Origin of the sequence: Serratia sp. BIGb0163, assembly GCF_024809935.1 — a bacterium.
Taxonomy (GTDB): domain Bacteria; phylum Pseudomonadota; class Gammaproteobacteria; order Enterobacterales; family Enterobacteriaceae; genus Serratia; species Serratia quinivorans.
On record NZ_JANUDZ010000002.1, the window covers coordinates 143,156 to 166,398 of the forward strand.

26 protein-coding genes are annotated in these 23,243 nt (G+C 55.4%); 13 read left to right on the plus strand and 13 right to left on the minus strand.

Going from position 1 to position 23,243, the window contains the following annotated elements; translation table 11 throughout:
- Window positions 1–6: 6 nt before the first annotated feature.
- The 3 genes from M2406_RS11585 to M2406_RS11595 all read right to left on the minus strand — a co-directional run bounded on the left by M2406_RS11585 (window position 7) and on the right by M2406_RS11595 (window position 1,200).
- Window positions 7–231 (minus strand): hypothetical protein, encoded by a 225-nt coding sequence (locus M2406_RS11585; protein ID WP_259190108.1) that lies wholly within the window; start codon window positions 229–231, stop codon window positions 7–9.
- Window positions 228–803 (minus strand): 3'-5' exonuclease, encoded by a 576-nt coding sequence (locus tag M2406_RS11590; RefSeq protein WP_259190109.1) that lies wholly within the window; start codon window positions 801–803, stop codon window positions 228–230. The genes M2406_RS11585 and M2406_RS11590 overlap by 4 nt, the downstream gene beginning before the upstream one ends.
- A 73-nt stretch (window positions 804–876) precedes the next feature.
- Window positions 877–1,200 (minus strand): DUF5347 domain-containing protein, encoded by a 324-nt coding sequence (locus M2406_RS11595; RefSeq protein ID WP_259190110.1) that lies wholly within the window; start codon window positions 1,198–1,200, stop codon window positions 877–879.
- Between the two features lie 210 nt (window positions 1,201–1,410).
- On the opposite strand from M2406_RS11595, the gene M2406_RS11600 reads away from it, so the two are divergent.
- A complete protein-coding gene (locus M2406_RS11600; protein WP_259190112.1) occupies window positions 1,411–1,608 on the plus strand; it encodes a hypothetical protein in 198 nt (65 codons plus the stop codon).
- A gap of 22 nt (window positions 1,609–1,630) precedes the next feature.
- On the opposite strand, the gene M2406_RS11605 is transcribed toward M2406_RS11600, so the two are convergent.
- From M2406_RS11605 to M2406_RS11620, 4 genes are read right to left on the minus strand one after another with little or no spacing between them, the layout of a single operon-like run.
- Window positions 1,631–2,338 (minus strand): hypothetical protein, encoded by a 708-nt coding sequence (locus M2406_RS11605; protein ID WP_259190113.1) that lies wholly within the window; start codon window positions 2,336–2,338, stop codon window positions 1,631–1,633.
- Window positions 2,339–2,387: 49 nt separating this feature from the next.
- Window positions 2,388–2,612, minus strand: a complete 225-nt coding sequence (locus M2406_RS11610) for a hypothetical protein (protein ID WP_259190114.1) — start codon at window positions 2,610–2,612, stop codon at window positions 2,388–2,390.
- Entirely contained in the window at window positions 2,609–3,031 is a 423-nt protein-coding gene (locus tag M2406_RS11615; RefSeq protein ID WP_259190115.1) for a GPO family capsid scaffolding protein, read from the minus strand. Before M2406_RS11615 ends, M2406_RS11610 begins: the two co-directional genes overlap by 4 nt.
- Window positions 3,028–3,366: a regulatory phage cox family protein gene (locus M2406_RS11620; protein ID WP_259190116.1), complete on the minus strand. Its 339-nt coding sequence runs from the start codon at window positions 3,364–3,366 to the stop codon at window positions 3,028–3,030. Before M2406_RS11620 ends, M2406_RS11615 begins: the two co-directional genes overlap by 4 nt.
- 92 nt (window positions 3,367–3,458) lie before the next feature.
- Between M2406_RS11620 and M2406_RS11625 the strand changes: the two genes are divergently transcribed.
- From M2406_RS11625 to M2406_RS11660, 8 genes are all read left to right on the plus strand, one after another.
- Window positions 3,459–3,764, plus strand: a complete 306-nt coding sequence (locus M2406_RS11625; protein WP_259190117.1) for a helix-turn-helix transcriptional regulator — start codon at window positions 3,459–3,461, stop codon at window positions 3,762–3,764.
- A 66-nt stretch (window positions 3,765–3,830) separates the two neighbouring features.
- On the plus strand, window positions 3,831–4,832 hold the full coding sequence (locus M2406_RS11630; RefSeq protein WP_259190118.1) for a tyrosine-type recombinase/integrase: 1,002 nt from the start codon (window positions 3,831–3,833) through the stop codon (window positions 4,830–4,832).
- Between the two features lie 471 nt (window positions 4,833–5,303).
- Window positions 5,304–6,284, plus strand: coding sequence for an Rpn family recombination-promoting nuclease/putative transposase (locus tag M2406_RS11635; RefSeq protein ID WP_259190119.1), 981 nt, complete (start codon window positions 5,304–5,306; stop codon window positions 6,282–6,284).
- A gap of 297 nt (window positions 6,285–6,581) precedes the next feature.
- Complete coding sequence (locus M2406_RS11640) at window positions 6,582–6,989, plus strand: biopolymer transporter ExbD (protein ID WP_012005055.1); 408 nt, start codon at window positions 6,582–6,584, stop codon at window positions 6,987–6,989.
- A 1-nt stretch (window position 6,990) separates the two neighbouring features.
- On the plus strand, window positions 6,991–7,737 hold the full coding sequence (locus tag M2406_RS11645; RefSeq protein WP_259190121.1) for an energy transducer TonB: 747 nt from the start codon (window positions 6,991–6,993) through the stop codon (window positions 7,735–7,737).
- Window positions 7,738–7,776: 39 nt separating this feature from the next.
- The gene (locus M2406_RS11650; protein ID WP_017891504.1) at window positions 7,777–10,020 is read left to right on the plus strand and encodes a TonB-dependent receptor; all 2,244 of its coding nucleotides are present in this window, start codon (window positions 7,777–7,779) and stop codon (window positions 10,018–10,020) included.
- A gap of 19 nt (window positions 10,021–10,039) precedes the next feature.
- Window positions 10,040–10,690: a MotA/TolQ/ExbB proton channel family protein gene (locus M2406_RS11655; RefSeq protein WP_115184898.1), complete on the plus strand. Its 651-nt coding sequence runs from the start codon at window positions 10,040–10,042 to the stop codon at window positions 10,688–10,690.
- Window positions 10,683–11,933, plus strand: coding sequence for a phospholipase D-like domain-containing protein (locus M2406_RS11660; RefSeq protein WP_115183343.1), 1,251 nt, complete (start codon window positions 10,683–10,685; stop codon window positions 11,931–11,933). The genes M2406_RS11655 and M2406_RS11660 overlap by 8 nt, the downstream gene beginning before the upstream one ends.
- Window positions 11,934–11,967: 34 nt before the next feature.
- Here the strand turns inward: M2406_RS11660 and M2406_RS11665 are convergent, their stop codons facing one another.
- The 3 genes from M2406_RS11665 to M2406_RS11675 form a co-directional block, all read right to left on the minus strand.
- A complete protein-coding gene (locus tag M2406_RS11665; protein ID WP_115183342.1) occupies window positions 11,968–13,077 on the minus strand; it encodes a P1 family peptidase in 1,110 nt (369 codons plus the stop codon).
- Window positions 13,078–13,193: 116 nt separating this feature from the next.
- Window positions 13,194–14,702 carry a CoA-acylating methylmalonate-semialdehyde dehydrogenase gene (locus M2406_RS11670; RefSeq protein WP_115183341.1) on the minus strand — a complete coding sequence of 503 codons (1,509 nt, stop codon included), beginning with the start codon at window positions 14,700–14,702 and terminating at the stop codon, window positions 13,194–13,196.
- A 15-nt stretch (window positions 14,703–14,717) separates the two neighbouring features.
- Complete coding sequence (locus M2406_RS11675; protein WP_129939653.1) at window positions 14,718–16,058, minus strand: aspartate aminotransferase family protein; 1,341 nt, start codon at window positions 16,056–16,058, stop codon at window positions 14,718–14,720.
- A gap of 130 nt (window positions 16,059–16,188) precedes the next feature.
- On the opposite strand from M2406_RS11675, the gene M2406_RS11680 reads away from it, so the two are divergent.
- Window positions 16,189–17,118: a LysR family transcriptional regulator gene (locus M2406_RS11680; RefSeq protein ID WP_115183340.1), complete on the plus strand. Its 930-nt coding sequence runs from the start codon at window positions 16,189–16,191 to the stop codon at window positions 17,116–17,118.
- Window positions 17,119–17,252: 134 nt separating this feature from the next.
- On the opposite strand, the gene M2406_RS11685 is transcribed toward M2406_RS11680, so the two are convergent.
- Entirely contained in the window at window positions 17,253–18,380 is a 1,128-nt protein-coding gene (locus tag M2406_RS11685; RefSeq protein WP_259190125.1) for an iron-containing alcohol dehydrogenase, read from the minus strand.
- Between the two features lie 266 nt (window positions 18,381–18,646).
- Here M2406_RS11685 and M2406_RS11690 point away from each other — a divergent pair, with 266 nt between their 5' ends.
- The 3 genes from M2406_RS11690 (at window position 18,647) to M2406_RS11700 (ending at window position 21,193) form a co-directional block, all read left to right on the plus strand.
- Window positions 18,647–19,405 carry a response regulator transcription factor gene (locus tag M2406_RS11690; protein ID WP_012005065.1) on the plus strand — a complete coding sequence of 253 codons (759 nt, stop codon included), beginning with the start codon at window positions 18,647–18,649 and terminating at the stop codon, window positions 19,403–19,405.
- A gap of 99 nt (window positions 19,406–19,504) precedes the next feature.
- Window positions 19,505–20,806: an FAD-binding oxidoreductase gene (locus M2406_RS11695; protein ID WP_041418871.1), complete on the plus strand. Its 1,302-nt coding sequence runs from the start codon at window positions 19,505–19,507 to the stop codon at window positions 20,804–20,806.
- Between the two features lie 21 nt (window positions 20,807–20,827).
- Complete coding sequence (locus M2406_RS11700; protein WP_012005067.1) at window positions 20,828–21,193, plus strand: cupin domain-containing protein; 366 nt, start codon at window positions 20,828–20,830, stop codon at window positions 21,191–21,193.
- A 37-nt stretch (window positions 21,194–21,230) separates the two neighbouring features.
- Here the strand turns inward: M2406_RS11700 and M2406_RS11705 are convergent, their stop codons facing one another.
- Complete coding sequence (locus M2406_RS11705; protein ID WP_259190131.1) at window positions 21,231–22,037, minus strand: alpha/beta hydrolase; 807 nt, start codon at window positions 22,035–22,037, stop codon at window positions 21,231–21,233.
- An 89-nt stretch (window positions 22,038–22,126) separates the two neighbouring features.
- Window positions 22,127–23,239: a class II histone deacetylase gene (locus tag M2406_RS11710; protein WP_259190133.1), complete on the minus strand. Its 1,113-nt coding sequence runs from the start codon at window positions 23,237–23,239 to the stop codon at window positions 22,127–22,129.
- Window positions 23,240–23,243: the final 4 nt, after the last annotated feature.

A 23,243-nucleotide genomic window follows, 5' to 3' on the forward strand; every position in this document is an offset into this window, starting at 1 on the left:
CATCCATTATTTATTCACCTCGTTATCAAAGGCTGCGTGCGTCATTAATTTCCAACTTACGCCGCGGTTTTTGCTTAATAATCGCCACCACGCGGTGACACGGATTTCCAGATAGGCAAAACGTTTGGTTTTGGTGTAAACCTTTTCGCCACGATCAAAGCGTGAGAGCAGCGCTGCGGCCTTCGCATAAATGCGCCGATCAGCCTGTGGGCCAGACAAGCGGGCTCTCATGGCTGCTGACTCTGGCGGTGTGGTGCCATGAGTTGCTGCCAGATGTGAATGACGGTCTTGGCCTGGTGAATGGCGTCGTGCAACGCGTTGTGCTTCTCGCCGTCGAACGGCACGGCGGTGCGCAGATCCATACCGGCATCTCTGGCTGCGTGCTCGAAGGTCCTAACATCGCGAGTATTCCAGAACTTCCATGTAGGCATCAGGTCGATGCGGTCCATAGCTGAGGTGATGATCGGAATATCAAAATCGGTGCCCTTGGCCCATATGAAAGCATCAGGATGCGGGCTGTTACGCAGAATAAAACACCCCATCTCACCCAAAGCCTGGCGAATATGTACGGCGTTATCGGTGGCAATTTCGCTACGGGCTTCGGCGCTTTGGCGTAACCACCACTTCACTGTGTCAGCGCCGATGGTGCCGCCGCATTGTTGGCTGCTTTCGAGGTCAACGCGCTGGTAGAACCGCTTGCCGAGCGTACCTGTATCGAAATCAAATGCTACGGCACCGATCGCCACAATGGCGGCGGTGGGGGTTTTATCCATGGTTTCCAGATCAAGCATAATGTGTCGCATCGTTTTTCCTTTATTTAGGTAATGGGAGTCCCGGCGCGGTTAAGCGCCTAAATGTCATTGCTAATATTTCCGGTTAAATTAACTTCGCATCGTCGTGCAATATATCTTTGGGGAACTCATGCACCAATTCGCGCATTTCCAGCATGGCGTTAATAATGGCGATGCGCTCGCGTTCTGTTAATTCCTCAAAATGCAGGCGGTGGCGTTCTGTGCCAATACGTGCCCAGAAATAGATCACCGAGCGGTAACGGCTAATGCGTAGATTGTCGAAAAACTCGCGCACTAAATTCTTTTCTACCCTGGCATTGGTCACGAGGCGCTTTAATTTGGCTGCATGGGACAAACCGCGGGCGATCTGCTCGGCGGTCAGGTTTCCGGTGCTGGCTGAATTTTGCATTATTGCTACCTCGCTATGCTGAGTATTGCCCATTTGAAAGCGCATCCCCTTTGGACGCCAATCCCACCGGTTAAAGGTGGGGGCTGCGCTTTCAGATGGGGGCCGGTTTTTGTTGTGTGACCGGCGCACACGTTGGTATGGTCTCCGCGCCTGGTGCTACCTTGCCGGATGTTCCAGGCGTGGATTTCCAACAACCAATAAGGAGTCGTCATGACTGACGAACAAAAAGTACTGTATATCTTTAATCAAACTTGCATCTTGCTGGCTGGTAATGAAGAAACCAAACCTAGCGGACTCCCCACCATTCGCAGCAAACTCGGCCGTTTCTCTCCACCTCAGGATTTCGACGAGGCTTACAGCTGGGTTGAAAATAAACTCAACGAGAAGCTTTCTGCTATTAATGGGTAGTATTCTTGGATGAGGCTTTGCCTCATCCTTTGTTCGTGGTGCCCCATGCTGCATTAACAGCCGTTTGATAATCCATCGCTACGAACTCTTGCATGCCGTTATTAAAAGTAATCTTTACCCCGTCGCCAGATTTCGCAATGGACAAAATTTCATTGCAGTTAATTGCAATCTCTTCATTTGATGTGTCCGTTACCACCATGTAATGAACCCTTGCCACTTTACACATGGGCGTATCGCAAATAGGTGTCGGGATAACGCCTGCAATGCCTTTTGGTGCAAATACGAACATATTCTTGAATCCGTTCTCTCTATCCAGTTCTTTACGCAGTTGATCCATGAGCATCTCGGCATCGCCGCTCATGTAGATCTGCTTATCTGTGTTACTAAGCAGAATAACTACGCCATCATTTGTTTTATGCGCTGCAATGAATTCACTTTTGTCGATAATTACCGGCTCTTTGCCCTCCTCAATACCCGGCCCAAGGAAAATAAATTCTTTGCGTTCGCCATGCTCTGAATATTTCTTGCTGAAAATGCTGCCCGCAGTATCTTCTGCCGCTGATTTCAAGTTTTCATATGTGCCAGCATTTTTAGCTTCACTGTAAAACGCGATAAATGCATCACGAATTCTCTCGGCTTCTGCTGTTTTGTTCAGTGTCCTGTGATAAGCATCAGCCAGCAGATTACAGGCGGCACTTTGCGCACATTCTGGCAGGTCTTTAAGTTGCATATAACAATCCTCTCATTAATTAAAATGCATTTATTTAAAACACGGTTGGTTAAATGGGTCTTGGAATTACGCCTTCATTTTTCAGCGCTTCAAACTTATCCTGAAATGCCTTTGCTAAACTAATATCTTCACAGCAATAAGCAAAGCTGACGGCATTTTCCAGCCCATTAAGGAGTGTGCGACGAGCACTGTCCTCGTGGGTAAATCCGCTATTTGCTGCAAAGTGGTATCGCTGTAATAAGGCGTTTAGCATCTCTGGGTACATAGCGCTCATACTTTCACCATGTATTTATTCAGCGGCTCAAGTTTTTTAATCACTGGTTCGGTCGTTAATGCCATTCCTTTAATGTATGGCGCACCGATAACGACCATGCACGGCATGTATTCCATGGCTGGGTATACCGGAACGGCCTCCAGTTCGAGTTCAGTAAGGGCGCTAAACCATTTTTCGTTTGGCTGAATCAGCACATATAAGCAAACGGCGTCGTCGTTAATTTCCGTTTTTGCACCGATGATTTCCCCGATGTTATGCACCGGTATGCGATGAAAGTAGCCCTTGCGAACTGGTGCGCAGTGAAAACTAGGGGAATAGCTTTCCGCCAGTGCGATCAATGTTTCGGCGCTGATATGGCGACCGTCGGTGGTTTCACCTTCACGGGCCAGCATGATCCAGAATGGGGTGTTGGTGCTCATGCGCTTTTTCTCCCCGCTCCACGTGTGCCTGCCGCTTTGCTGCCCTGAGCGCGTTTTGCTGCAACTGCCGGCCCGGTAGTCATAAGACGGTCTTTCCAGGAATGCCACTCAGGTCCAGCCACTGAAACTAAGTGATCAGCAAATGCATCCCACTCGCCCTTGTGTATGTAGATCTCCCCCTGGCCTTCTGGGTTGGCCGGGTCTTTCATCCGGATCACCGGGAGTTTGTTCGCCGCCGCCATCTTGCGCACGGCGCTCGGTGTCTTGCCGATGTAGTCAGCAAAAAGTTCCGGCGTTATCAGCTGGGACATCGTGCTGTCTGTGAGTTCCGCCATTTGTTATCCTCTTGCGTTGGCCCCTTGGGCGCTGTTAGGGCGTCTTAGGGATGGTCTAATGAGTCACAACTGACACAAAGGATATGTCACATATGACCGAATCGTCAAGCGCAGGAAAGAAAATTCGTCAAATTCGAGAGGCAGAAGGCATAGGAAGGACTCAGTTAGCGGAAATGATTGGCATTTCATACAACACGTTAACTAACTACGAAATGAAAGGGGTGCAAATGACAGAAAGGAATCTAAAGCTATTCCTTACTCATCCCAGGTTTCAGAAATACACGCTTTGGTTAATGACAGATCAAACAGCACCGGCGGTGGGACAAATATCGCCGTTTCTCTCCCCTAATGGGCAAGACGAAACAAAATCGCGCCAATCCGACCAGAAGGCTGGTTAAAAGTCTGGTTTTTCTGGACGGTAGGAACGGGTTTTACTAATTGCAACCTCATCGGAGGGCTTCATTATGTCGATTAAGAAGCTCGATGATGGTCAGTATCAAGTGGATATTAGACCGCAGGGATCTACAGGACGACGGATCCGCAAGCGGTTCAGCAAGAAGGCCGAGGCGCAAGCCTACGAAAAATACGTACTGGTCAATTTTCATGACAAAGACTGGGTTGATAAGCCAGCTGACAAGCGGCCGTTATCTGAACTCATTGAGCTGTGGTGGGTTTATGGCGGGAGAAATCAGAAACATGGTGAAACCTATCGTGGGAAGCTTAACAAGGTGGATCGGGATATGGGCCACCCAAGGACGTACATGCTCACCCGTAAGTTTCTGATGGAGTACCGCTCGCGCAGGCTTCAGGGTGGAGCACAAGCAACAACCGTTAACCGTGAATTCTGTTATTTATCGGGGATGTTCAGCTTGCTGCAAGAGGCGGAGGAGTTTCACAGCGATAATCCAATCCACTCGCTGAAAAAGCTGAAGCCAAAAAACACAGAAATGTCTTTCCTGGCCAGCCGTGAGATTGAGGCGCTTTTATCGGTAATGGCCGGTGATGATCTGCGCGTTGCCGTTCTGTGTTTGAACACAGGGGCTCGGTGGGGGGAAGCCAGCAGTCTGAAGGCTGAGCAGGTTATAGGGAATCGGGTAACGTTCGTTGAAACCAAGAACAGCAAAAAGCGCTCAATCCCAATATCGCAAGAGGTTGCTGATATGATCCTGGAAAATAAATCCGGTCGATTATTTACCGCAAATTACACGCGTTTTCGCAAGTTGCTGAGGGAGATAAAACCTGATCTCCCCAAAGGGCAGGCCACGCATGTTTTGCGTCATACCTTCGCGACGCATTTCATGATCAACGGGGGCAACCTTATTACGCTGCAAAGAATATTGGGACATGCAACCATTCAGCAAACCATGACCTACGCGCATTTTGCACCCGACTATTTATCGGATGCAATTACATTAAACCCACTGCGTGGAATGTCCATATATTGTCCACCGGTTAGGGTAGTTTAGGGGGGGTTAGGCCGTGTTGGTCTAACATAATCCATTGAAAATACAGAGAGCGTTCTTTCTCTCTGGTATGTAAAAGACGCCTGCGGGCGTCTTTTTTTATGGTGGTTATTTTAAATAAAAATATTTATCTCTCAAAAAAGTGAATTATCGTCCTGTGGATAGGATAGTTATAATTTAAATATTCCGTAGTTATATTTTAAAGGTGTCTTACCGTTGTGAGATATATATAAATCAATGCTAGGTGGCCATAGTTAACCTGTTTGTAAATAATATAAACACTCTGAATTAGTTCAGGTTGATATATTTTTTCAGAATTTTGTTTTAAGTTTAATTTATTATTTTCATTTTAATTCATGGTGTTATGTCGTGTTTGTCTCTGTGTTTCTCGTTAATCTTACCATGGTCGCTAATATAACCTGGCAGTTGCTTGTGATAGTGTGGAATTAAATAATACGCAAAGGCTATCAGGGAATGAAAAAGAAAAACAAAACGCCAACGCCACACGATGCGGCATTTCGTCAGTTTTTGACGCAGCCGGAAATTGCCCGCGACTTTATGGAGCTCCATCTTCCGCCAGAACTGCGTGCCATCTGCGACCTCAGTACGTTGAAACTGGAATCCGGTTCTTTCGTTGAAGATGACCTTCGCCAGTATTTCAGCGATGTGCTCTACAGCCTGAAAACCACTGCCGGGGATGATGGTTATATCCACGTACTTATTGAGCATCAGTCTACACCCGATAAACACATGGCTTTCAGGCTAATCAGGTATGCAATAGCGGCCATGCAGAGACATTTGGACGCCGGTCACAAAAAACTGCCGTTGGTGATACCTGTCCTGTTTTATACCGGCAAACGCACTCCTTATCCTTATTCCACCAACTGGCTGCGGGAGTTTTACGATCCGGAACTGGCGGGAAAACTCTATACGGCCGAATTTCCGCTGGTCGATGTGACGGTTATCCCTGATAACGAGATCATGGGCCATCGCAGCATGGCCGCACTGACCTTGCTGCAGAAACATATTCGGCAGCGGGACCTGGCAGAGCTGACTGACAAACTGGCCACTATCCTGCTGAGTGGCTATCTGTCTTCGCCACAGGTGATTTCGCTGGTACACTATATTCTTCTGGCCGGAGAAGCGTCCGATGCTGAAGCCTTTGTACGCGAATTGGCACTGCGGGTACCGCAACATGAGGATGAACTAATGACTATTGCACAACAGCTTGAGCAGAAGGGCATCGAGAAGGGCATCGAGCAGGGTATCGAAATGGGCATCGAGAAGGGCATCCCGCTTGGTGAACAGCGCGGTATCGAGAAAGGGCGTCAAGAAGGCGTGCTTGAAGGAAAGATTACCGTTGCCCGCGCCATGCTGGCGAACGGCATCGACCACGACTCGGTAATGAACATGACCGGTTTGACGGCTGAAGACCTGGCGCAAATCCGCCATTAATTGTGTGAACCCCTCCTCCTAAATCCTGATGCAAAAAGCAGGGTCCGAAGACTTTGCTATAAAGTGTCAGGATAATCACAAACTCCCTTCCTATGTATTAACCGCTATAAGTTCCTCCTCGTCATTATTCCATTAAAAATCATATCCAATTAACCAGTTATATAACCCCTCTGACCAGTTGCTCGCTGGGAATATTCTCTCAAAATGTGTTCACTGTGAGAATAAGATCACACAAGCGTAACAAAAGGTAAACATAGGCTCTCTATATTGGCTGCTTTGCTTTTGGGAGGGAGTGCCATGCGTAACTGGAACGAGCCGAAGAAGAACAAAGCGCACATCGAACTGATCCCGATGATCGACGTGATGATGTTTTTGCTGGTGTTTTTTGTGTTGATTAGCCTGAACGTGATCCCGGCCCTCGGGCTGAAAACTCAGTTGCCGTCCGCCGGCAGTGCGCAGCAGTTGAAACCGCAGAAGAAGGCGATCATTACGCTGGGTGCCGAAGATCAACTGCAGCTCGACGGCCAGCCGTTGGCGCTGAGTGCGCTGGTCAGCACGCTAAAGCAACAGCAACAGGAAAACCAGACCACCACCATTATCGTCAACAGCGACAAGGGCGTCGCGGTAGAGCGGCTGGTGGCGGTGATGGATAACCTGCGTCAGGGCGGTTTTTACTCTGTCTCTATCGCCACACGGAAGCTGTGACATGTATCTGCTCTATCGTTCACGTCACCTTTTCAGTTGGTTACCGGCGCTGATCGTCGTCGGCTGCGTACTGTTTGCCAGCCAGCAGGCGGCGCTGAAAATTCAGCCGCGCTATGACGAAACCGCCATGGAATTGGCGTTGGTCGAGCCTGAACCTGCACCAGAACCTCAAGCGGAAACACCACCGGAGCCGCAACCCGAACCCCCGCCGCCAGAGCCGGAAGCGATCCCCGAACCGGTTGTGCCGGCGCCGGAGCCGATTATCGAAGCCAAACCGGTGCCCAAACCACAGCCGAAACCCAAGCCCAAGCCAGTAAAAGAAAAAGCCAGGCCAGTGGAGAAGGCTAAACCTGTTGCAGCCCCAGCAGCGCCAAAGGCACTGGTCAGCAAACCGGTGGCACAACCTGCCCCGGTCGCCCCGGCGGCGCCGAAAGTGAATGCGCAGGCAATCGAAAACGGTTATCTGCAGGCGCTGCGTCATGAGCTGGAGCAGCGCAAGCGCTATCCAAGCGGGCGGCAGGCGTCACTTGAGCGGCCGCAGGGCAACGTCGAGGTCTGGCTGGAGGTCGATCGCAGCGGTCGTGTGCTCTCGTCCGGCATCGCCAATAAAGCGGCCAGCATGCTGCTCAACCGTGCGGCGCTAAGCAGTCTGCAAAGCATCAGCCAGGTGAAGCCGTTCCCAAGCGAGGCTTTCAACGGGCAAACAACAAAACGATTTTCAGCCACGTTCAATTATCAGGCGCCTTGACGCCTGGCATAACAGTTTGATTTTTATGGGAAGGGAACAATGAAATCTTTCAATCGATCTGGGCTTTATCTGGCGGTGATGTCGGCGATATTGCCGGGGGCGGCGCTGGCGGCGGACTCGACCGACGTCGGTACCATCAGCGTAAAAGGGCAGTCGCTGGGCGGCGGCATGATGGTGCAGGACGATAGCGCCAAGGGGCGTTCGACCGTCACCAAGGAGGCGATGGATAAAATGCCGGCGGCGGCCAACGCCATCGACAAACTGAAATATACCCCAGGCCTGAACGTCAACAGCAACGACGCCAGCGGCCTGAGCGGCGTCGATTACACCATGCGCGGTATGAACTCAGATCAAATCGGCCTGTCGATGGACGGCATTCCGATTAACGATTCCGGCAACTACGCGGTTTACCCAAACCTGCTGGGCGACTCGGAAAACCTGGAGGAGGTGTTCGTCACCCAGGGTTCGTCTGAGGTGGATGGCCCGCATATCGGTTCCAGCGGCGGCAACATTGGTATGGTGACGCGCCGTCCGGCGAAAGATTTCGGTGGCTTCGTCAAACAGACGCTGGGCAGCAACAACCTGAGCAAAACCTTCGCCCGTCTGGAGACCGGTGAGTACAACGGCTTCAGCAACTGGATTTCCTACTCGCACACCGAGGCGAAAAAGTGGCGCGGGGAAGGGCGCGAGTACTCCAACAAGTTCGAAATGAACTCGTTGTATGAGGACGGCAACGGCAACAGCAGCAACCTGATCATGAAGTACAACCAGCAGAATAACGTCAACTACAACACCCTGAGCAAGGCGCAGTTTGAAAATGACGGCCGTTATACCGACTACGCCACCACGCCGGAGTACAACAGTAAGGGCCAGTTGAACAAGTACTACAAACTCAACCGCAACCCGTTTGACACCTTCACGTTGTCGTTCACCCAGAAGCTGCAACTGCGCGACAACCTGGCGTTGACTCTGCAACCCTATTACTACTGGGGTAATGGCGGCAGCTTCACCGGCCAGACCGCTTCGGTGTTGTCCAATACTTCGGATAAGGCCGGTCAGTACGATCTGAGCAATTTGCAGTCCAACACCTATTACCGCCCTTCCTGGACGCAAACCTGGCGGCCGGGCATTACCACCAAGCTGAAGTGGGACATCAACGATCAGCACAGCCTGGATATCGGCTACTGGTATGAACGTGCGCGCCAGTCGCAGACCCAGCCGTTTATCGGCATCAAGGACGACGGTAACCCGGAGCAACTCTCTGGCAAACCGGGCGGCAGCGATCAGGTGAAGGACGCCAATGGCAAAACCGTGCAGGGGCGCAACCAATACACCATCACCCCGGCGCAAAAAGTCTGGCTGCAGGACACCTGGTTCGCCACGCCGGACTGGACCTTTGTCGGCGGGCTGGCTTATCAGTACGTTGAGCGAAAAGGGGATAACAAGGGCAGCCTGTACAACGTGCCGGAAAAGCGTGATGCCAAATATCATGAATTCCTGCCGAATTTCAGCGCCAGCTACAAGCTGAATCAGGAAAACCAGGTGTTCTACAACCTGACGCGCAACATGCGTACTCCGCCGAACTACGTGCTGTACAACGTGGGCGACTCGCTTAGTACCAAACCGGAACTGAGCTGGAACCACGAGCTGGGCTGGCGTTTCCAGCAGGAAAATATGCTGATGAGTGCCACGCTGTTCTATATGCGCTACAGCGATCGTCAAATCTCCACCACCAACTCGTCCGGCGATTACGAGATGATGAACATCGGCAATGTGGAGAACAAAGGGCTGGAGCTGGAATGGAGCGGCCAACTGCCGCATAACTTCAACTACTACACCTCGTACACCTACACCCAGTCCAGGCAGAAGAGCGACATTGTCAGCAACGGCGGCCAACCGCTGCCGACCAGTGGCAAAGAGGTGCCGAACGTGCCGAAAAACCTGCTTAACATGACGTTGGGCTATGACGATGGCCTGTATTACAGCAGCGTCAGCGGCAAATACGTCAGTTCGTTCTACGGCGACCTGACCAACGACGAGAAGATCGGCGGCCGCACGGTGTTCGATCTGGCGGCGGGGGTGCATCTGCCGGTAGACAAGAAGATCGTCAAGAGCGCGGCGTTGCGCTTTGGTATCAGCAACCTGTTCGACAAGGAGTACCTGACCTCGGTGCGCACCACCACCTTCAACGCAGCGCCGTATGGCGGCGTGAAGGCCAGTACGCCGTACTACAACGTCGGGGAAGAACGTACCTTCAGCGTATCGCTGGAAGCCACCTTTTAACAAATCCGAGATCTGAATGATGAATGCCAATTTAATGCACGACATTATTTTCTATGTGATGTACGCCGCACTGGCGATTGCGCTGGTGATCATTATCGAGCGCTCGTTGTATTTTGCCTACACCCAGCGCCAGGCACGCCGACTGGAGCAGGCATTAACGCTGGACGTTCGCCGCACCGCCGATCTGCCGGATGAGCTGACCCAGCGCAACAGCCTGCCGTTGGCGGTAATTTCACCGGTGCTGGAGCAAAAGCACCGTGCCGGCGACCGTGAAGCGATCGGGGATCTGATCGACGCCCAGTACCTGCTGAGCAAACCGCTGATGGCGCGTGGCCTGTGGCTGCTGGAAACCATCGTGACCGCCGCACCGCTGTTGGGGCTGCTGGGGACGGTGATGGGGATTATCGAAACCTTTAAGGCGCTGGCGGCCTCCGGGGTATCCGAGCCGAGCCTGGTTTCTGCCGGGATGGGTACTGCGTTGTACGCCACCGGGCTGGGGATCGCCATCGCGTTGTTGTGCCTGGTGGGCAACAACTATCTGCAAAGCCGCATGGAACGCATTAACGAGCTGCTCAAAGTGCTGCTAATCCGCGCCGGTACGCCAGCCAGCCGCCCGGAAAACGGTAACCGCGAGCAATGGGTTGACAGTGAGGCACCGCGCTATGCCTAATGGCCGTCAACCACGGCGGCCGCTGGGCCGCCTTTACACTGCGTTATGGGGTAGCTGCCTGTTGATGTTGAGCCAGAGTGCGACGGCGCGTTTTGAAATTCCCGGCTACGAGCTGGTGTATACCGCGCCGGTGGAAACTGCTTTGCAGGCGGATGACCTGCGTAACACCGCGCAAGTGTGGCAGCAGATGTTCGATGCGGCGAAAACCCGCATCGATCTGGGCCAGTTCTACGTGGCGAACCAACAGGGTTCGCTGCTGGATGGCGTGCTGCAACACCTGAAAGCGGCGGGCGAACGCGGAGTGAAAATTCGTTTTCTGATGGAAGAGAAGGGCATCCGCATCTCTACCCCTGAGACGCTGGAACAGCTTAAGGCGATCCCTAACCTGGAACTGCGCATTATTCCTTATCAGCGGCTTAGCGGCGGTATTTTGCATGCCAAATACCTGCTGGTGGACGGTGAGCAGGCGTTTGTCGGCAGCCAGAACTTCGACTGGCGTGCGCTGGCGCATATCCATGAAACCGGGCTGCGCATCAGCGATGCCGGGGTGGTCGGGCAGATCCAGGCGATCTTCGAGCAGGATTGGCAAGCTCAGGCTTTGCTGGCGGCGGGTAAGCCGGTGCCGCAACGGCCTTACCAGCCAAAGGCCGAAACGCCGCAGGGTAACTATCTGGTCGCCAGTCCGCGTGCCTACAATCCGGCCGGGGTGATTGACTCGCAGGTGGAGTTGCCGCGTCTGCTGGCTACGGCCAAACAGCGAGTACGGGTGCAGGTGATGGATTACGCGCCATTGTCTTTTGGCCCAGACCACACCCGGCCTTACTACGCGACGATCGACAATGCCCTGCGCAGCGCTGCCGCCCGCGGCGTGCAGGTTGAGCTGATGGTCGCCAACTGGAACACCAAAAAACCGGATATCGCCTGGCTGAAAAGTCTGGCGGTGGTGCCGAACGTGCAGATAAAGATCGTCACTATTCCCCCGGCCAGCAGCGGCTTTATCCCGTTCGCCCGGGTGATCCACAGCAAAATCATGACCATTGACGGCGAAACGGCGTGGATCGGCACCAGCAACTGGACCGGCGGTTATCTGGATAACTCGCGCAATCTGGAGTTGGTGCTGCACAATCCGGCCATGAGCCAGCGGGTGGATAAGCTCTACAGCCAGCTATGGGACAGCGTTTACGCCGAACCGATCAAGCTCGATTATGACTACCCGGCCCCCAAACCGGGTGGTGAGTCCTGACTGATACAGGGCGCGGCATGCCGCGCCTCTACTCTTATGCTCGCCAGCCGGCTTGTTCCAGCGCGGTCAGCAACTGCCCGGCACTTAGTCCTTCTGCCCGGTGGCCGTTACCGGAAAGGGTATTGGCCGCCAGCAGGGCATTGATAATTGCCTCCTCCACCGCTTCGGCCGCCGCCGCAAACAGTTCGGAGATGTAATCGTTATTCACCATACGTAGTGGCGTGGTGAAGGCCCCTTTGTCGGCGTAGTCGGCTGGCGGCAGCCCGTCGTTGCCGGTGGCGAAGGCGATAAAAATATCACCGCTAGAATCTTCGGTACCGCCGCCAGTGCGCGCAATGCCGATGCTGGCGCGTTGGGCCAAACGCGTACATTGGTGTGGCAACAGCGGGGCGTCGGTGGCCAGCGTGACGACAATTGACCCCATGCCCGGATGCGGCAGTTGCGGGGTGAATGGCGAGTGAATATGCCCCAGATGGCGACCGACCGGATAGCCGCCAACCAGCAGCGAGGCACGTTTGCCGTGGTTAGCCTGCACGATGGCCCCAACAGTCCAACCGCCACGGTCTGCAGGCAGACGACGGGATGCGGTGCCGATACCCCCCTTAAACTCATGGCAGATCATACCGCTGCCGCCGCCGACCGCACCTTCCTGTGGTAAACCGTTGTGTGCTGCCTGCAGCGCCTGCCGTACATGCTCGGGCTTGACGTGAAAGCCGTTGATGTCGTTGAGCAGGCCGTCGAAGGTTTCCATCACCACCGGCATATTCCAGTACACCGCCTTATCGTCGGCGGGGAGCGTTTCGCGCTCCAGCGCGATCAGGCTGTCGCGCACCACGCCGACGCTGTGGGTGTTGGTAAAGGCAATGGGGCTGGTGAGCAGGCCGGCTTCACGGATCCACTCCAACCCGGTGGCGTCGCCGTTGCCGTTGAGTACGTGCACCCCGGCAAAGCAGGGGGATTGCCGGGCCTGACCGGCCCGTGGTTCGATCACCGTGACGCCGGTGTGCACGTTGCGGCCGTCGGCCAGATCGGCGTGGATGCTGGCGTGGCCGACGCGGACGCCGGGCACATCGGTGATGGCGTTCAGCGGGCCGGCAACGCCGTGGCCGATTTTAATGCCCAAATCCTGAGCGCGCTGCGACATGGTTATTCTCCTTCAATTGCGGGTTCAACCAGCGGGACGGCCTGCCGGTTGCGGATGTAGCTCAGCACCACGTCGAGGACGCTGAGATTGCCTTTGAATTTATGTTCTGTCATGGCTTAACCCTGCCCGGATGGGAAACTGAAGCTGGCATACTGGGCATCGCTGGATGATGGCCAGCGCTGGGTGATGGTTTTGCGTTTGGTGTAAAAGCGCACCGCATCCGGGCCGTAGGCGTGCAGGTCACCGAACAGCGAGCGTTTCCAGCCGCCAAAGGAGTGGTAGGCCACCGGGACCGGCAGGGCGACGTTGATCCCCACCATGCCGACCTGTATATGGCTGGAGAAGTAGCGTGCCGCCTCGCCGTCGCGGGTGAACAGGCAGGTGCCGTTGCCGTATTCATGGGCATCAATCAGCGCCATCGCTTCTTTCAGCGAGCCGACTCGTACCAGGCCCAGCACCGGGCCGAAGATCTCTTCCTGATAAATCCGCATGCCGGGCCGCACATGGTCAAACAGCGTCGGGCCGAGGAAATACCCCTGACTGAGTTGTCCACTGTCGTCCCGTACCTGCAGCTCGCGGCCGTCGACCACCAGGCTGGCTCCTTCTTCGACGCCCTGATCGATGTAGCTTTTCACCTTCTGATAATGCTGGTGGGTGACCAGCGGCCCCATATCGTTACGGTTGTCGCTTCCGGCACCAATCCGCATGTTGGCCATTTGCTGCCGTAGCCCGGCGATCAGCGCGTCGGCGGTGTCATCCCCTACCGCCACTACCAGCGGGATCGCCATACAACGCTGCCCGCAGGAACCGAAGGCCGCCCCCATCAGCGCGCTGACGCTGCCGGCGATATCGGCGTCCGGCAGCACTACCGCGTGATTTTTCGCCCCACCAAGCGCCTGCACCCGTTTGTTTTGGCCGCAACCGGTGTGATAAATATGCTCTGCTACCGGTGTCGATCCGACAAAACTCACCGCTTTAACGCGTGGGTCGTGCAGCAGGGTTTCTACCGCCTCGCGGTCGCCATTGACCAGATTCAGCACTCCGGGCGGTAGCCCGGCCTCTGACGCCAGTTGGGCGATATACAGCGTGGAGGAGGGCACACGTTCTGAGGGTTTCAGCACAAAAGTGTTGCCGCAAACCACTGCCATCGGCCACATCCACAGCGGCACCATTGCCGGGAAGTTAAACGGCGTGATGCCTGCCACCACCCCCAGCGGCTGGAATTCGCTCCAGCTGTCGATACCCGGCCCGGCATCCTTGCTGTGCTCGCCTTTGAGCAACTCAGGTGCATAGCTGGCGTACTCAATATTTTCGATGCCGCGCTGCAGTTCGCCCATGGCGTCGCTGAGCACCTTGCCGTGCTCGGCGGTAATCAACTGACAGATGCGGTCGGCGTGCTGCTCCAGCAATGTTTTCAGGCGGATCATAATTCTGGCCCGCTTTAGCGGCGGGGTATCGCGCCAGGCCGGGTAGGCCTGCTCGGCAGCATCGATGGCGCTTGCTACCGTGGCCCGGTCGGCCAGCAACACTTCCTGTTGGGACTGCCCGGTCGCCGGATCGAATACCGGCTGGCTGCGGCTGCCGCCGGTGGCGGACTGGCCGTTGATCCAATGTGCAATAGGCATGGCATTCGCTCCTGATTATTCTGTTGCGTTGATGGCGTCGCCCAGGGCGTTGATCAACGAATCGATCTGCGCCTCGCTGCTGATAAACGGCGGTGCCAGCTGCAGGGTGTCGCCGCCGTAGCGAACATAAAAGCCTTTTTCCCAGCAGCGCATCGCCACTTCATACGGCCTGCGTGCCGCTTCCCCCGGTCGCGCCGCCAGCGTGATGCCGGCTGCCAGACCAAAGTTGCGAATGTCGGTGACGTGACGGCAACCCTGTAGACCGTGTACCGCCTGCTCGAAATAGGGTGCAAGTGCCTGCACCCGTTCAATCATCTGCTCGCGTTCAATGATATCCAGCGTCGCCAGCCCTACCGCACAGCTGACCGGGTGGGCGGAATAGGTGTAGCCGTGCGGGAACTCAAGCAAATACTCGGGTTCATCGGTGGTCATAAATGCCTGATAAATCTCTGGCCGAACCACCACCGCGCCCATCGGCTGGGCGCCGTTGGTCACCTGTTTGGCGATATTCATGATGTCCGGAGTGACGCCGAAGGCTTCGGCCCCGGTCAGGGCACCGCAGCGACCGAAGGCGGTGATCACTTCGTCAAAAATCAGCAGGATATTGTGTTGAGTGCAGATCTCGCGGATGCGTTGCAGATAACCGACCGGTGGCACAATCACCCCGGCGGAACCGGAGAACGGCTCAATAATCACCGCGGCGATGGTTGAGGTGTCACGCAGCGCGATGATCCGGTTCAGCTCTTCCGCCAGTTCTGCGCCCTGTTCGGGCATACCGCGTGAAAAGGCGTTACCTGCCAGCTGGGTATGCGGCAGGTGATCCGCTTCGGCGCTGGCACCAAAGGCTTTCCGGTTGCCGGCGATGCCGCCCACCGCAATACCACCGAAGTTAACGCCGTGGTAACCCTTTTCGCGGCCGATAAAGCAGGTCTTGCCCGCCTGCCCCTTGGCGCGCCAGTAGGCACGGGCCATTTTTAACGAGGTGTCTGCGGCTTCGGAGCCGGAGCCGGTGAAAAACACATAGTCCAGCCCGGCAGGCGTCATGGTCTTAATCTTGTTGGCCAGTTCGAAAGATAATGCATGGCCAAACTGAAACGCCGGAGAATAATCCAGCCGAGAGAGTTGTCGGTAGGCCGCCTCGGCAATTTCCTGGCGACCGTGGCCTAATCCGCAGCACCATAACCCGGATAAACCGTCAAAAATTTTGCGGCCGTCCTGGCTGGTATAATAAACGCCTTCAGCATGGCTTATCATTCGCGGGTTGGCTTTAAAATTACGGTTACCGGTAAACGGCATCCAATGGGCTTCTAACCATTCAGGTTCGGGCTTATTTTCAGGGTGATTTAAATCAGCCATTTTTCCCTCCGGGCGGGAGAATAGGTAGGGTTAATAATCTGACGTGTTAATGAATTGTTGCTTCAAATTGACTATGTTCCGCTTCTTCACTAATGTGAATAATCAAATATCGAAACTTACTTAAGGTTTTATGCAAGTAAAAAAGCGTGCGATTTTAGGGCAGTTGTCGGATATGGATCTGCGCTTGCTGCGGGTGTTTAAGGTGGTGGTCGACTGTGGTGGCATGAGCGCCGCCGAACTGGAGCTGAATATCAGCCTGTCGACCATCAGCAAACACATTAAGGATCTGGAGCAACGGCTGGGGCTGACGCTGTGCCACCGCGGGCGCGAGGGGTTTGCGGTCACTGATGAAGGGCTGCTGATTTACCAGGAAACCATTAACCTGCTGGCGGCCACCGAGGCTTTTCGCCGTGGGGTGGATGACGTACACCAGCGCCTGGGTGGGCAACTGCACGTGGCGATATTTGACCATACCGTCAGCAACCCGCAGGCGCATATTGGCCGGGCGATTGCCTTATTTAGCGAGCAGGCGCCGGAAGTGTCTTTGCAAATGTATGTGGAGCCAATAAATACCATTGAGCGTGGCGTTATTGACGGTCAATTTCAGATTGGCATTATTCCCATGCACCGCAGTGCGGAAAGTTTATCTTATAGTTCATTATTTAGTGAGAGGATGTTCTTATATTGCGGTGCGCAGCATGAATTATTTTCCGCCGATCATGAAATGCTGAATTGGGATCTGTTGCACCATTATGCCTTTGCCGGATTAGGTTATCACTCGCCGAATATGGAGCTGAGCCTGCAGCAGCATTTGCAGCGCAAGGCTACGGGTTTTGCCCAGGAATCTATCGCCACCTTAATTCTATCCGGCAAGTACGTGGGTTTCCTGCCCGACCACTATGCGGCGTTTTTTGTCGCGCAGAATATGATGCGGGCCATCAAACCGGCGCTGTTTCGTTACCATTGCGAGTATTCCAGCGTGCTGCGGCGTTCACCCAGCCCACAGCGGGTGGTCAAACTGTTCCACGAATGCCTGCTGGCGACCCATGGAACAGCGTGAGGTTTACTGGTCTTTCTTCTTGCCAAAAATCTTGATCAGCACGCCGACCAGGATGCCGATGGCGATGCCGGTGAAAATCCAACTGACGATACCCATTTCCCATCTCCCGCTATTACTTTGATCGAATTATATAATCATTCGACGCGGAAAGCGCCTTCGATCATCTGCTGCCGTTGCGGCGCGCTGTAGTCGATCAGCGAGTTTTTGCTGTTGGATTTTGCCAGCGTTACCGCCAGTTCGTCGGCGGTGATCGGCAGGTCGTCCTGCCAGAAACTGGCGATGGCGTTGCGGGTAATAAAGTCGATCAGATAGCGCTCAGGGCTGTCCTGTTGGTCGGGGAACAGGCGGGCGGCAAGTTCGGCCATTAGCGCTCGTTGCTGCGATTGCTCGCTTTGCGCCAGCAGTTCGAGGAACGGTAACAGCAGGCGGCCGCAGACCTGGCCGTGGTGATAATCACGCAAGGCGCCTATCTCGCCGGCAATGCCGTGGATCACCCCCAGCCCGGCGGCGCTCAGCGTCAGCCCGCCAAGGTAGGAGGCCTGCAAAATGTGCTCGCGCGCCTGGGCACTGCGGTTGAGTGCCGGCCAGGCGAGCAGGAAATGGCGAATGCCGGTCAGCGACATTTCACGCGTCATGGCGTTGGCGGTTTTGGACAAATAGGCTTCGAACAAATGGGTGAAGGCGTCGATGGCGCAGTAGGCCAGCACCTTGTCCGGCGCCCCCTCCAGCAGTTGCGGGTCCAGAATGGCGGTATGTGGCACAAAGTTGTTATGCCGCAGCGAGGCTTTCACCTTGCTCAATTGAGTGTCGGTGATCACCGCATTTTGCGTGACTTCGCTGCCGGTACCGGCGGTAGTTGGAATGGCGATCAGCGGCAGCGTGGCTCCGCTGATTTTGGTATCGCCGATCTTTTCCATATAGCGCAGGGTGGGCAGCGGGTGCTCCACCAGGGCGGCGAACGCCTTGGCGGCATCCAGCACGCTGCCACCGCCGATGGCGACGACACGCTGGGCTTTTCCGCGCCAGCGTGCCACCCAGGCGTCAATCTCCTGCGGTGAGGCCTCGTGGCTGACGATCTCAGTGCCGATCAGCAGCGGCGTCAGCGCATCGGCCAGAGAAGAGTACACCGCGCCATTGAGGAATGAACGACAGCTAAACAGCAGCGTCGGCTGTGGTTCAGCGGTCAGTAGCGGGATCAGTTGGCTGATACTGCCGTGGCCGAACCAGGTATGGCGGTTGGCTATTGTCAGGCTGGTAGTCATGGTCTCTCCTTGGCGCGCGAAAACCCCAGCATAATCCAGCCTCTGTGGCTGAACCACTGCTTTTCACCCCCTGAAAGGCATTCCATTAATATATTAATCCTGAGTCGCTGAGTCAGACGGTAATAACCGGGCGAAGGTGTGATTTGTTTAACATGTAAACAATTGCGCGGTTGCATTTGGCGCTATTGAGTGTTTTCTATAACAAGCAGGCCACGGCGCAGCCGAAATAAAGTGATTGTTAATTTATTAATGATGGCGAGGCGAAGATGAATATTCAGGTCGAAAGATTATCAGCAGTGATCGATGCGGTAGCGACCCCGCGCTTCTATCCCAGCCTGCTGGCCTGGCTGGAAGGTTTCTTCGCCTTTGATAACGCCATTGTTTACGCCTTCGAACGCGGCCAGGCACCACGCTGTCTGATCAAAACCGAGAAAGAAAACAGTGACGCGGTCAATCAACTCTACCAGCAGGGCGCTTACCTGCAGGATCCGTTTTATCAGGCGCTGAACGGCGGGGGATGCGGCGAGGTATTGACCCTGCGCCAACTGGCGCCCTGTGGTTTTTATCATACGGATTATTACCGTAATTTTTATCGCAAGACCGGCTGGCATGACGAAGCCGGTGTGCTGCTGCCGCTGACGGCGGAGCGCGGGTTGGGGGTGTTTTTTGGTTCGGCGCGCCAGTCGGTGGGAGTACGTTCCCCGCAGCTGGCGGACCTGCGTGATGCATTGACGCTGTTGAAAAGCGTCGCTCGCCTGCATGGCGAAGTGCGGGTTGCGCCTGCCACGCCAGATCGGGTAACGGACAGTGCCGTACAGGCACGCTATCTGCTGACGCCACGCGAGCGCGAGATTGTGGATCTGATCCTCGACGGCTGCGGCTCGCAGCAGATCGCCGACCGGCTGTTTATCAGCCTGGGCACGGTAAAAAACCACCGCAAAAACATCTACAGCAAGCTGGATATTGGTTCGCAGGCCGAACTGTTCAGCCTGCTGCTGGCCACGCCGCTGCGTCGCAGCGCCTGAGTGTTAATTATTTGTTGCGAATGTCCCTAAGGGGACATGGTGGCCGCCCGGCCGCTTGCCGATAATCCGATGACAGAGCAGGGCATCGGGAGTGCGGCAGTGAATAATAATATCGAATCCTTAACCTATTACGCGGCAACCAAAAAGTACGATCTGCGCTTCCCGACGCTGGAAGAAGATCTGGACGTTGACGTGGTGATCATCGGCGGTGGTTTCTCCGGCATCAACACTGCGCTGGAACTGGCGGAACGGGGCATCACCAATATCGCTATTCTGGAAGGCCGCCATTTGGGCTACGGCGGCACCGGACGCAACGGCGGGCAGGTGATGGCCGGCATCGGCCACGATCTGGAGAAGATCAAACGTCACGTCGGCCCGGCCGGGTTGGAAACCATCTTCAAAATCAGCAATCTCGGCGCCGGGATCATTCGCGAACGCATCAAAAAATACCAAATCGATGCTGATTTCTGCTTTGGCTACGGCTACCTCGGCAGCAATGCGCGTCAGGAGAAAACCCTGCGCAGTTGGCTGAAGGAGTTTAAGGCGGTCTCGCCGGATGAAGAGATCGAGCTCTATACCGGTGCCGAGGTGAAGCAGGTGGTGGGATCGGACGCTTACACCTGCGCATTGAAACACATGGGCGGCGGCCACGTACATTCGCTCAATCTGCTACTGGGCGAGGCCCAGGCGTTGAGTGGCTACGGCGTGAAGATCTTCGAAAACAGCAGTGTGATTGACGTGGAGTATGGCCAGCGCATAAAAGTGCGTACCGCCATGGGGTCAGTGCGTGCCAACAAAATGCTGTGGGCATGCAACGGTTTTCTCAACGGCATGGAGCCGTTCATCTACAACAAAACCATTAATACCTATGCTTTCCAACTGGCGACCGAACCGCTGTCTGACGAGCTGATCCGCCAGATCAGCCCGATCCGCGGGGCCTACAGCGATATCCGCCCGGTGATCGATTATTACCGGGTGACCAACGAAAACCGCCTGCTGTTCGGTAGCGCTACCCGATTGATCGAATACATTCCGGCGGATCTCAAAGCCTGGAACCGCAACCTGATGCTGAAGGTGTTCCCCTATTTGCACGACGTCAAAATTGACCTGGCCTGGGGCGGTCCGCTGTGCTGCAGCGCCAACCTTTTCCCACAGATCGGTACCTTGCCGCAGCACGATAACGTGTTCTACGTGCAGGGTTATTCCGGCTTTGGCGTGACCCCAAGCCATATCGTTTGCAAGGTGTTGGCGGAGGGCATGAGTGAAGGATCCGATCGTTACGATCTGATGAGCTCGATCCCACACGTCAATATCTTCGGCAAGGACAAACTACGGCGGGTGATGACTACCGCCGGCAAGGTGTGGCACCAGACTTCCGGCTACTGGAAAGGCCGCCGTTAATTGTTACCTGAGGAGAGAGAAATGAAACCATTACTGCTTAAACAACCGCTGCCTGAACTGCTGGAAATTGGCAGCGTCAGCAACCTGGGCGCCACCGTGATCGCCGGTGAACCGAACGTCGGCGTGGCGGGCATTTTTGGGGAGCCGACCGACAACCTGAGCTGCGGTATCTTTAGCTGCACCCGTGGCACCTTCGTGATGGAGTACCCGTTTGCCGAGCATGCCACGGTGTGGGAAGGCACCGCGACCCTGACCGATGAGAACACCGGTCAATCCGTGCAGTATCAGGCCGGTGACTCGTGGTTTGTCGAGAAGGGAACCCCGGTGCGCTGGGAGATCACCTCCGATCGCTTTGTGAAACACTATCTGGCGATTGTCGAAGGCTAATCTCGAACTTTCCCCTCTTCGTTGGAGAGGGGATCCGCTACCCCAGCACCCGCTCAATAAAATCGCCGATCCGCCTTAATATCTGATCCTTGTTGGTCTCGTTAAAACTTTCATGCCGCCCGCCCGGGTTGATCATGACTTCAAAATTGCTGCCCTTCAGCAGGTTGATGGCGGTTTGCGATTGCGCCATTAGCACCAGGCGGTCGTCATCGCCGTGTATCCACAGCGTGGGCAGTGTGCCGAAGCCCGGTCCAGCGTTGATTTTAGCCAGCATTTGTTGCATGGCGTGCAACGTCGGGCGTTTGAATGGCCCATGCCATACCAGCGGATCGGCCTGATAGGCAATGCCGACCGCCGGATCGCGCGACAGGGTGGCGGTATCGAGCGGCTCGTCGGGGATCTTCGGCAATTCAAGCAGATCGGAGATCTGGGTTCTTTCGCCGATCAACGGGCCGGACAGCACCAGCGCACGTACGCCATCGCCATAACGCTGAACGTAACGGGTGGCAATCATGCCGCCCATGGAATGGCCGATGACCACCAGCGGCAGATCAGGGTGCAAAGCCTTAAAATGCTCAACTACGCGGTGAACGTCGTCGACTACAGCATCATAATCCTCAATCAATACGCGTTCGCCCTGCGACAACCCATGGCCAAGGTGGTCGGGGCCGAATACCCGTGCGCCCTGCGCCTCTAACGTGCGCGCCACGTACTGATAGCGGCCAAGATGTTCGCCGTACCCGTGCACCAATAGCGCCAGAAAGCGCGGCTGGTCATGGCCCCAGTCATGCACGGCGATATCGCCCTGGCTGCCTTTGATAAAGCTTATTTTTTGTTCAGACATATTATTGTTCTCAACGGTAGGGTCATATTCAGCGTAGCGGCAAAGCCAGAATTGCCAAGAGGCACAACGTGCTGTGCCCCGAAGAGACATTACAGTTTGAACTGCTGCGCCAGCCGGTCGATAGCCTGACGCTGGAACTGATTAAAGGCGTCGCGCGGCTGCTGTTGCTGGATAAAGGCCAGCAGCGGATCCTGCACTTCGGTGCGGATGCCGCTGAGCTGTTCCATCACCGCCAGGCCACAGAACGGCACGTAGGATTCGGCGTAACCCCCTTCGTGTACCATCACCAGTTTGCCGTTGCACAGACGATCGGCGGCGTCCTGCACCAAAGCCGTCATGCTGCGGAAACTGTCACTGTGCAACTGCATGCGAGCCAGCGGATCGAGCGCGTTGGCATCGTAGCCGCAGGCGACAATGATCAGTTCCGGTTGGAATTGCTCCAGCGCCGGGATGACGATTTGGCGCATGGCGTACAGATAACCGTCGTCACCGGCACCGGCCAACAGCGGAATATTGACGTTATAGCCTTCACCCGCACCGGCACCACGGTCTTGTTCACCTGAGTACCCGGCGGGGAAGCAGCCGTCCTGATGCAGCGACAGCGTCAACACGTCATCCCGCTGCCAGTAGATATGCTGGGTACCATTGCCGTGATGCACGTCCCAGTCGAGCACCGCGACTTTGCCCAGACCGTATTTGGCCTTGGCACGTTCGATGGCGATCGGAATATTGGCCAAAAAGCAAAAGCCCATCGACTGGTCCGGCAGGCAGTGGTGGCCGGGTGGGCGCGACAGCGCATAGGCGTTTTCCAGCTCTCCCTGCAGTACCGCCTCGACGGCGGCACAGGCCAGCCCGGCGGACAGTTTGGCGATTTCATAACTGCCCGGCCCCAGCGGAGCTTCCTCTCCCAGCATGCCGCCGCCGTTGTCGCTTAACTGTTTGAAACGTTGCAGATAGTTGGCGGGGTGAATGCGCAGCAGGTCTTCATCGGTCGCCAGCTCGGCGCTCAGCAGTGAGAGCTGGCGCGACAGGCCGGACACATCCATCAGGTTCTTCATCCGCCGTTTGGTCTCCGGCGACTCGGCATGGCCGGCCCCCGAAGGCGGTTGCACCCAGCCGCCGACCGGTAGCGTAGTGGCGTGCAGGCCGGTGCTATGCCAGAAGCAGCGTTCATCAAACAAGAAACCGGTTTTTCTTTTCACCTTA

Bases quoted from the DNA above. Each gene is read 5' to 3' on its own strand.
- M2406_RS11585 (WP_259190108.1), bottom strand. From the start codon at position 231: ATGAGAGCCCGCTTGTCTGGCCCACAGGCTGATCGGCGCATTTATGCG.
- M2406_RS11590 (WP_259190109.1), bottom strand. From the start codon at position 803: ATGCGACACATTATGCTTGATCTGGAAACCATGGATAAAACCCCCACC.
- M2406_RS11595 (WP_259190110.1), bottom strand. From the start codon at position 1,200: ATGCAAAATTCAGCCAGCACCGGAAACCTGACCGCCGAGCAGATCGCC.
- M2406_RS11600 (WP_259190112.1), top strand. From the start codon at position 1,411: ATGACTGACGAACAAAAAGTACTGTATATCTTTAATCAAACTTGCATC.
- M2406_RS11605 (WP_259190113.1), bottom strand. From the start codon at position 2,338: ATGCAACTTAAAGACCTGCCAGAATGTGCGCAAAGTGCCGCCTGTAAT.
- M2406_RS11610 (WP_259190114.1), bottom strand. From the start codon at position 2,612: ATGAGCGCTATGTACCCAGAGATGCTAAACGCCTTATTACAGCGATAC.
- M2406_RS11615 (WP_259190115.1), bottom strand. From the start codon at position 3,031: ATGAGCACCAACACCCCATTCTGGATCATGCTGGCCCGTGAAGGTGAA.
- M2406_RS11620 (WP_259190116.1), bottom strand. From the start codon at position 3,366: ATGGCGGAACTCACAGACAGCACGATGTCCCAGCTGATAACGCCGGAA.
- M2406_RS11625 (WP_259190117.1), top strand. From the start codon at position 3,459: ATGACCGAATCGTCAAGCGCAGGAAAGAAAATTCGTCAAATTCGAGAG.
- M2406_RS11630 (WP_259190118.1), top strand. From the start codon at position 3,831: ATGTCGATTAAGAAGCTCGATGATGGTCAGTATCAAGTGGATATTAGA.
- M2406_RS11635 (WP_259190119.1), top strand. From the start codon at position 5,304: ATGAAAAAGAAAAACAAAACGCCAACGCCACACGATGCGGCATTTCGT.
- M2406_RS11640 (WP_012005055.1), top strand. From the start codon at position 6,582: ATGCGTAACTGGAACGAGCCGAAGAAGAACAAAGCGCACATCGAACTG.
- M2406_RS11645 (WP_259190121.1), top strand. From the start codon at position 6,991: ATGTATCTGCTCTATCGTTCACGTCACCTTTTCAGTTGGTTACCGGCG.
- M2406_RS11650 (WP_017891504.1), top strand. From the start codon at position 7,777: ATGAAATCTTTCAATCGATCTGGGCTTTATCTGGCGGTGATGTCGGCG.
- M2406_RS11655 (WP_115184898.1), top strand. From the start codon at position 10,040: ATGAATGCCAATTTAATGCACGACATTATTTTCTATGTGATGTACGCC.
- M2406_RS11660 (WP_115183343.1), top strand. From the start codon at position 10,683: ATGCCTAATGGCCGTCAACCACGGCGGCCGCTGGGCCGCCTTTACACT.
- M2406_RS11665 (WP_115183342.1), bottom strand. From the start codon at position 13,077: ATGTCGCAGCGCGCTCAGGATTTGGGCATTAAAATCGGCCACGGCGTT.
- M2406_RS11670 (WP_115183341.1), bottom strand. From the start codon at position 14,702: ATGCCTATTGCACATTGGATCAACGGCCAGTCCGCCACCGGCGGCAGC.
- M2406_RS11675 (WP_129939653.1), bottom strand. From the start codon at position 16,058: ATGGCTGATTTAAATCACCCTGAAAATAAGCCCGAACCTGAATGGTTA.
- M2406_RS11680 (WP_115183340.1), top strand. From the start codon at position 16,189: ATGCAAGTAAAAAAGCGTGCGATTTTAGGGCAGTTGTCGGATATGGAT.
- M2406_RS11685 (WP_259190125.1), bottom strand. From the start codon at position 18,380: ATGACTACCAGCCTGACAATAGCCAACCGCCATACCTGGTTCGGCCAC.
- M2406_RS11690 (WP_012005065.1), top strand. From the start codon at position 18,647: ATGAATATTCAGGTCGAAAGATTATCAGCAGTGATCGATGCGGTAGCG.
- M2406_RS11700 (WP_012005067.1), top strand. From the start codon at position 20,828: ATGAAACCATTACTGCTTAAACAACCGCTGCCTGAACTGCTGGAAATT.
- M2406_RS11705 (WP_259190131.1), bottom strand. From the start codon at position 22,037: ATGTCTGAACAAAAAATAAGCTTTATCAAAGGCAGCCAGGGCGATATC.